Source organism: Bifidobacterium sp. POST2/T3 (B1) (assembly GCF_058197115.1).
The window spans coordinates 1-8,545 of sequence record NZ_JBVPQK010000097.1; the positions used below are offsets into that span (position 1 = coordinate 1).

Sequence of the window (8,545 nt, forward strand, 5' to 3'; positions counted from 1 at the left end):
GGCAGATATACCCTGGTCACCCTGCTCCGCCGCGCGAACGGTCTGAGCGCCTGGCGGGCCAAGGACAAGGTCCTGGAAAGGGACTGCCAGCTCTTTATCGCCGGGGATTCCACCTGCATGGACCGGATCAACGTCAACGCTTCCAGCCTGGCGCTGAGCAAGGACCGCCGCTTCACGCCGGTCTACCAGCTGCACACTCGTGACAAGGTCTCCCTGATCGTCACCGCCCCCGATGCCGGCATGTCCCTGAGGGACTACATGCACGGACCCGCTGGGGGAACGCTCAGCGACCGGGCCATCGGCACCATCATGGGAGAGGTCACCGAGGCCATGCGCACCCTGCATGCCGCCGGCATGGTCGACTATGCGGTCTCCACGAGCACCATCAGGCTGGCACCAGCCTCGATCACCCTGGCCGATGCACCTATATCGCCCATGCTCGAGCACCCGTCGGTCTCGACTGAGATGGGACTGACGGACGAAGAGTATGCCATACACGAGCTGGCCGGCGTGCTCTATGCCATGCTGACCAGACGGGCCAATCAGGGCGGACGGCAGCCTAGTCTGCAGGAACTGCCCAAGCAGACCCCGGAAGAGTTCAAAATCATCTGCATGCGTGGGCTGGGCCTGGCTAATGAGCAGGGAGCCGTGCCGGTTCCGCTGGTCACCCTGGCAGAGCTCTCGGCCCTGCTCAGCCCCTGGGTCCCGCCAGAGGAGCTGACCGACAGCGATCTGATTTGGCCTGAGATGGACGGCCGTGCCTCCATCGAAGCCGTGGCCCTGCGCCCGGTGGATCCCAAGAATGTACTCCCGCTTCCCGCGGGGCTGACCTCCTCGGCCCTGCCTGCCGCGCAGACCGTATCTCACCATGAGCCACACTGGAAGACCAACCAACTGCTCTTTCCCGGTCGCAGCGAGATCGAAATGCTCAATCCAGAGGATACGGATACCGACCTCTTCTCGCTCTTTGACGAGCGCCAGCGGCTGCGCTCGCTGAACAGCTCCTCCCGCAAGACCGCAGCCATGGATGTGAGCGCACTCAGGGCGACGGCAACCAGACCCACAGCCATGAATGAGGAAGAGTCCAAAGCTGTGACCGGACGGGTGCCGACCGTCAAAAGTGATCAGCGTAAGCCCTCCGAGGCTCTCAGCGGCAACGGCGTGACTGCCGACAATCCCGTGGAGCGAGGCTTCTCCCAGTGGGACTTCCACAAGTCCGGCAGCAGCCAAGCCAAGGCAACCTCCAACCTGAGCGCCCCACAGGGCAACGTCGATTCGCGTGCGCGCCAAGCAGGAGCTGCGGCTGCCGGGCCTCTTGTCAGAGGAGAATCTGCAGCCCGGAATGCACACTCCCCTTCCGCTGCTGCTTCTGACAATACCAAGGCACCTAGCAAGGCGCCCAGCCAGGCGAACCGGGCCTTTAAGAACCACGATTTCGATGAGGAGGAGCAGGAAACCACAGTTATGGAGCCGCTGCCCCCCAGCTTCACGCCTGAAATCCACTCCATGCCCGTTCCGGTGACTTACTCGGTTCTTCCCGACGATGAGCAGGATAATGATCTGGACGATGAGGCCGATATGGCTAACACCCGCCTGTTCGGCCGCTTCACGACTCGCTCAGTGGTTATTGCCATAGCGGCGGTAATCGTTGTGGTGGCCCTGGTCTGGGCCCTCTCGACCATTACCGGGTCCCGATCCAGAGTCGGCAAAAGTGAGGGCGGCTGGCCGGTCATGTCCAACGTGCCCTTCCCAGGCAAGACCAATGAGAGTGAAGAAGCAACCCCCTCAAGCAGCGACAACGGCGATGACCAGGCTCAGGCCGGCACTAATGCTAGGAACGACAAGGTCAGCCACGCTGACAAGAAGGCAGGCAAGGTTCCCGATCCGCCCAAGCCCAAGAACACCACGGCCTATCCGATCAGTCGCCAGCTCTTCCTCAACAAACCCGCCGGCCTGCAGGGCTATGGGTGGTATATGCATCTGACTCAGCCGGAAGAGGTCTCTCGCCTGACCATCGTCGCGCCTCAGAGCGGTGGCCATGCCCAGATCTATGCGAATTCCACGGCGGCTCAGCCCAACCAAGGACAGCCGCTGGCCGACTTCAGCTTCGATGCCTCGGGAACCACCCAGGTCACCCTGCGAGAACCAGTGACGACTCAGGACCTGGTCGTCTGGGTCCCCATGGATGGCATGCCAGGAAACACCCTGCGCTTCACTTCCGTTCAGGCTTTCTGAGCATGACTGTGGGTCGACGACAACAACGGCGAATCATCCCGATGTCGACCCACGGACCACTTGTCGACCGCAATTGCCTGCAAGCCCCATGGACCCAATCAGCCAGACATGACTGCTCACCCATCCGTATGCCGATACTATGGGTGTACCGAAATGGTAATGTGTTGGATTTTTCCTCCTACATAGCGCCCGCAGGTAATACAGTTTCCTTAGACAACGGCGGCAGGAAGGCGGAAGTCAGTTATGGCGGATGATCCCAATATCGCGTCCAAGGTCATCAAGAACGATCCTTGGTATAGCTCCTATGCAACACGAGCCGAGCAGATGCGCGCCTCCGAGATTCGCGCCCTCTTCGCCGTGGCCAATCGGCCCGAGGTGGTCTCCCTGGCCGGCGGCATGCCCTACCTGGGCCGGATGCCTTTCGATAAGTTGGCCGATCAGCTTGGCGACATGCTACGGAGCAAGGGCCAGGTGGCCTGGCAGTATGGGTCAGCGCAGGGCGATCCCCATCTGCGCGAAGACGTGCTGCCCATCATGGAGCTGGAAGGCATCAAGGACGTCCAGCCGGATGATGTGGTTATCGTCAATGGTTCCCAGTCGGGACTGGACCTGATTACCAGGATCATGTGCGACCCCGGCGATGTGGTGCTGGCTGAGGCACCCAACTATGTAGGTGCCTTGGGCGTCTTCCAATCTTTCCAGGTCGATGTGGTCAATGTGGCCATGGACGGAGACGGACTGATTCCCGAGGCTCTGGAGGAGACCATTTTGGAGCAGCGCCGCCAGGGCAAAGCGGTCAAGTTCCTCTACACTGTGCCCAACTTCCATAACCCTGCCGGCGCCACCATGAGCGTCGAGCGGCGTCCCCGAGTCATCGAGATCGCCCGAAAGTACCATGTGCTCATCGTGGAGGACAATCCTTATGGACTGCTGGCCTTCAACGGCCAAACTTATCCGGCCCTGCGCTCTTACGACTCCGAGGGCATTGTTTACCTGAGCAGCTTCTCCAAGATCATCGCTCCGGGCATGCGCGTGGCCTGGATGGTCGCGCCTCCTGGCATCCGACAGAAGCTGGTTCTGGCCAATGAGTCAGCCATCCTTTGTCCTTCCAACATGAGCCAGATGACCATCACCACCTATCTGGACAACTTCGACTGGAAATCGCAGATCAACGATTACCGGGGGATGTACAAGGAACGCTGCGATGCCATGGACGAGGCTTTGAAGGAATACCTGCCCTACTGTTCATGGCTCAAGCCCAAGGGTGGCTTCTACATCTGGCTGAAGATACCCCAGGGGCTCAACGCCAAGGAGATGCTGCCAAGGGCAATCACCGCCAAGGTGGCTTACGTGTCCGGCACGGCCTTCTACGATAACGGGGAGGGCGCGGACCATATGCGCCTGTCCTTCTGTTACCCCACTCCCGATCGGATACGAGAGGGAATACGCAGACTGTCCACGGTCATCGAGAATGAACTCGCCACCGTCCGGCTGTTCGAGCCCGACAGCGGCAAGGAAAGGGGCTGAATTATGGCGGCCAAGCACAGCAAGACACCACGGCAGCAGACCGGCGGCAAAACCCCAGCAGCCGGAAAGGCCAAGACAAACGCGAGCGCAACGACGACCACAGCCGCCAGCCCGGCCAACACTGCGTCCACGGCTACTGGCGAAGTGGTCAAAAGAGCCAGGCGAACCTCGCATCGCTCCATCCGCGAGGCCACGCCGGTCACCATGGACGATGTGCTCTCTCTGGCGAGCAAGGCCACCAAGCGTGCTGATAAGTCGCTTCTGGTTATCTGCGGCGGCCTTAGCCATGAACGCGATGTCTCCATCAGTTCAGGGCATCGAGTCCAAGGATTCCTGGAGGAGGCCGGATGGACGGTCCACGTCCACGACATGGACGGCTCGCTCCTGCCCTATCTGACTGACGAGTCGACCCGCCCTGATCTGGTCTGGCCTCTGCTGCACGGCGCCAACGGCGAAGACGGCTCCATCCGTGATGTCTTGGAGATGGCTGAATTGCCTTACATCGGATCCCGGGCCAAGGCCTCCCGGACCGCCTGGAGCAAACCCATCGCCAAGAACGTTGTCCGCATGGCCGGGTTGCAGACGCCACATTCCGTGACGCTACCCGAATCCATGTTCCGGGAGCTGGGAGTCGAACCCGTTATCGACATGCTTCTAGGTTCGCTGGGACTCCCGCTCTTCATCAAGCCCACCATGGGCGGCTCAGCCATGGGTTGCACCATGGTAACTGAACAGAGTCAGCTCACTCAGGCGTTGATCAACTGCTTCGCCTACGGTGATGTGGCCCTGATCGAACAGGCTGTAACGGGCACTGAAGTCTCCGTCTCCATCCTCGAGTTTGACGGACACCCCCTGGTTCTGCCTCCGCTCGAAATCTGGACTCCCTCAGGTACCTACGACTTCGAAGCTCGTTCCACCCCCGGTCCGACGGAGTTTTATGTTCCGGCCCGACTGGATGCCAAAACCACACAGGCTGTGAGCGATGCTGCATTGACCGCCCACCGAGCTTTGGGACTCCGCGATATCTCACGCACCGACTTCATCGTCGATGCCCAGGGTCAGCCGCAATTCTTGGAGTCCAACGTGGCGCCCGGCATGACGGACACCTCGCTTTTGCCGCAATCAGCCCTGGCTGCAGGCTACAACCTGCCAGAGCTATACACTGCATTGGTTCAGTCGGTTTTGGATCAAAAACGAACCGACTGAAACCTCAAAGCCTGCCTGGTTCTGCCTACCATTCGGCAAGCATGAGCGAAGTCCGCATGATGCATGGCATGCAAACTGTACAATACGCATCATGCGGACTTGCAATATACGTAGTTTGCAAACACAGCCAGAGCAAATAGTGGGTAAGACGAGCACGCTACACACAGCGCGAACTAACAGTTTGTAATCATTAAACTCGATGCTCTGTTCTGCGTTCATTATTCTCATCATCATTCTTCTCTGGCGCCAAATACCTGTTATTCACCATTCATCTTCAATTATTTCCTCTCCCCCTATTTGCTAATCTCGACTCCCAGCTTCTCCTTTGCTCTCCTCCCCCTCCCCTACTGTTCCGCCAAAGCCAGCATTCGAACCAACATTGAAACCAACATTGAAGCCAACTTCGATTGAAGGATTTGTTTAATCAGGTCCCTGTTTTTATATTGTCGGCTAGGTTGACTTGCAGAATAGATGCAATCTAATAAATGGCCAACATCAGAATGGCTAGTCACTCTCCAAGACTCAACTCACAATAGACGGCTGTCTCGCTCCACATCCATGCATGCAATCGTGGTCGGTATCGAATGTTTCACGTGAAACATTCTGTGGTGATCAACTTACTTCGTCAACTCCTGCGAGAGTCCCACACGATACAACACCTATGCCCGGCTGCGAATGTTGCCCGTTAAAAATGCGAATCTAATAAAGATATGAGTCAGATAACAGTGAAGACAGCCTTCACGGTATTGCGACGCTACAGGGTCTAGATCAGTCAACACAAGATGGTTTTACCCAAGATGTTTATCAAGCAGACTTGATTACATATAGTTGTAGGCATCACTGCTTTTCCATCTTCGAAAAGCGGGCTATCGCTACTATGCCATCAAGAACCTCGAACGAGAACTGAGTCCACACCGGTAAATCGCAATGCGGTCACTGGCATTGCTGCTTCAATTCATTTACCCCGATTGGTTCGTCCTCATCGCTGCGAACACGATCTTCCTATCCGAATTCATTGATCGAGTCATATCGCTTACGACCGGCTCGCTCCCCCGCGGCCGTCCTAAGCCCATTAAAAGCCAATAGCTACCTTGCAGATCAGTGGATACATATGTACAGGCGCATCCGTTCTTATTAAAAGACCATACTTTCGTAAGACCGAACAGACAATTGAAACCGTACCCACCGAGATTGAATCGTCTACGACCTAGCTAGCTAGATATTCCCTACTTGTCTCTTTTGCTTTCCTTGTTCTTGTCCGATGCGTGCGAAGAACTTTCAACAGGTTCTTCTTGAGTTGATGATGAATATCGTTCGCTACTCCTAGCAGTCGTATCTTCATCGGCCCCAGGGTTTTTGTCTGTTGTTAGAGAATCAGCATCCAACTCGTCGTCATTGTCATCAGGCCTTGGTGGGTTCCAAAAACGCCAGCTATGCCAGCTGTCATCCTCGCTCTTATTATCTGTTTGATGGCTGGGATGCTCCCGCAGCAAACGATCAACTCGGAGCATAAACCAGATCAGCACCAGAATCGTCCCAAGATTGGTTAGGATGGCGACTATCACAGTTTTCTCCATGATTCAAGAATAGCCTGACGGCGTCAGGACCGAGCTTACTGTGAGATAACAAGCGCCCTTTTCGCCCACCGCATGTGACTCGGTCATCCTGAATGGATACAGTAGCTTTATGAAGCAAACTGTTCATGATGCGATTGTTATAGGGTCCGGACCCGCAGGTTACACCGCCGCCATTTATCTTGGCCGGGCTGGATATGCTCCACTCGTTATTGCAGGAGCCCTAACGCCCGGCGGCCAGCTTATGAACACGACGGAAGTAGAGAACTTCCCTGGATTCCCCAAAGCAGTACTCGGCCCCGATCTGATGGATCAGATGCGCGATCAGGCCGAACATTTTGGTGCTCAAATTGAATATGATGATGTTGTCTCAGTTGACTTGAGCGGAGACACCAAGCGGATCACCACTGATGGCGGCGAGGAATACCAAGCTCGAGTCGTCGTCATCACCACTGGCTCGCAATATCGTAAATTGGAAATCCCTGGCGAGCGCGAGTTTTCAGGACGAGGGGTATCCTACTGCGCCACATGCGATGGCTTCTTCTTCAAGGACAAGCCCATTGTAGTCGTTGGTGGAGGCGACTCTGCCATGGGTGACGCGGACTTCCTGACCCGCTTTGGTTCTTCTGTCACACTGATCCACCGTCGCCAAGGCTTCCGTGCTTCAAAAATCATGGTGGACCGTGCCAAGGCCAATGACAAGATCAACTTCCTTCTTGATTCAGTCGTTACACGGATCAACGGCGACGATAGCGGCGTAACCTCTTTGGATGTCCGCAATACAGCCACTGACCAGCAATCCAATATTCCAGCTAATGGCGTCTTTGTCGCCATTGGATTCACCCCTCAGACCGCTTTCCTTAATGGCCAAGTTGATCTGGATCAGGACGGCTATATCCTGGTCGAAGGTGGGTCAACGAAGACTTCTGCACCTGGAGTCTTTGCCGCTGGTGATGTCACCGACAAGATCTATCGTCAGGCCATCTCTGCGGCCGGCATGGGTTGTCGTGCTGCTTTAGATGCTCAGGAATATCTTACGAATTTGGATAACCGATAGAACTCGATACGCACCCCCACAAACATGAATTCACGTGCCTGGCAGTTTACGATTGCCAGGCACTTCGTTTATCGATTATGCGCAGCTGCCTACTTAGTTTGCTTTTATTTCTCCATTGACTGCCAGCGGACACCCTACTCAACAAGAACATTTCCTACCCTACAGCTTCTTAAATCATCCTTTGCTGACGCAAGTTACTTCCCACTGACGCAACTTTCCACAACAGAGCCCCCTCCCCTCTAACGCACGACTAGAATTCCCAAAGTTACGCTGCACGAATTTGTCACCCCACCTCAATGACTAAGACCAACTTCAGTGAAAAGCCGCACAAAAGCGAGGGCTTATTACCTACCAAATGACAAACACAAAAACAGAAGTTCCATCATGGCCGACTAAGTGGCCTGTCACCAACGACTAACTGGATATCCTACGATTGAATATACCTATCACACTACTGACAACTATGAAGGCGAGAGACCAATCTAACCAGACACAGCTGCCCGACAAAATGACCTGGGTGACCAGGCTGTAGTGATTCGCGATCCAACTCTTTGCCGGCGACTGTTTGCCAGCTCCATGCTATTTATCAAACTTTTCCGCACAGATATATCTGGTCAGTGAATCGGACATACCTAGGACGCCCAATCATTCCGACTTTCCCAATCATTCTGGCCTTAAGGTAATTTCAGCGATTGCTCATCAGCTCATACCAAACTCGATCGGGCTATGAAGCAATCGCTCACTTAACAGCAAGGTTCGGATGAGCAAACCCTGAAGTCTCACTTCCAGAATGGGATCAAACCCAGCCTTTATCGCCAGAATGACTCTCATTACTTGCAGATTGATTCTTTTCCAAGAGAATGGCAACAATGCGGTCCATGTCTTCAGGCGAAGAAAACACGATTTCTATTTTCCCGTGCTTTTTAGTGCCCTTGATGGCCACCTT

5 protein-coding genes are annotated in these 8,545 nt (G+C 55.4%); 4 read left to right on the forward strand and 1 reads right to left on the reverse strand.

Features of this window, described 5'->3' with window-relative positions:
* The 3 genes from AC0AP0_RS06140 to AC0AP0_RS06150 all read left to right on the forward strand — a co-directional run.
* The coding region (locus tag AC0AP0_RS06140) for a protein kinase family protein (protein ID WP_490429727.1) at nucleotides 1-2,235 on the forward strand (2,235 nt) is incomplete at its 5' end.
* Nucleotides 2,236-2,478: 243 nt separating this feature from the next.
* Nucleotides 2,479-3,762, forward strand: coding sequence for an aminotransferase-like domain-containing protein (locus tag AC0AP0_RS06145; protein ID WP_046323564.1), 1,284 nt, complete (start codon nucleotides 2,479-2,481; stop codon nucleotides 3,760-3,762).
* Nucleotides 3,763-3,765: 3 nt separating this feature from the next.
* Entirely contained in the window at nucleotides 3,766-4,968 is a 1,203-nt protein-coding gene (locus AC0AP0_RS06150) for a D-alanine--D-alanine ligase family protein (RefSeq protein WP_490429728.1), read from the forward strand.
* 1,226 nt (nucleotides 4,969-6,194) lie between these two features.
* Here AC0AP0_RS06150 and AC0AP0_RS06155 read toward each other — a convergent pair.
* Entirely contained in the window at nucleotides 6,195-6,545 is a 351-nt protein-coding gene (locus AC0AP0_RS06155) for a hypothetical protein (protein WP_490429729.1), read from the reverse strand.
* Between the two features lie 109 nt (nucleotides 6,546-6,654).
* Between AC0AP0_RS06155 and trxB the strand changes: the two genes are divergently transcribed.
* On the forward strand, nucleotides 6,655-7,599 hold the full coding sequence (trxB, locus tag AC0AP0_RS06160; protein ID WP_490429730.1) for a thioredoxin-disulfide reductase: 945 nt from the start codon (nucleotides 6,655-6,657) through the stop codon (nucleotides 7,597-7,599).
* The last annotated feature ends 946 nt before the right edge of the window (nucleotides 7,600-8,545 follow it).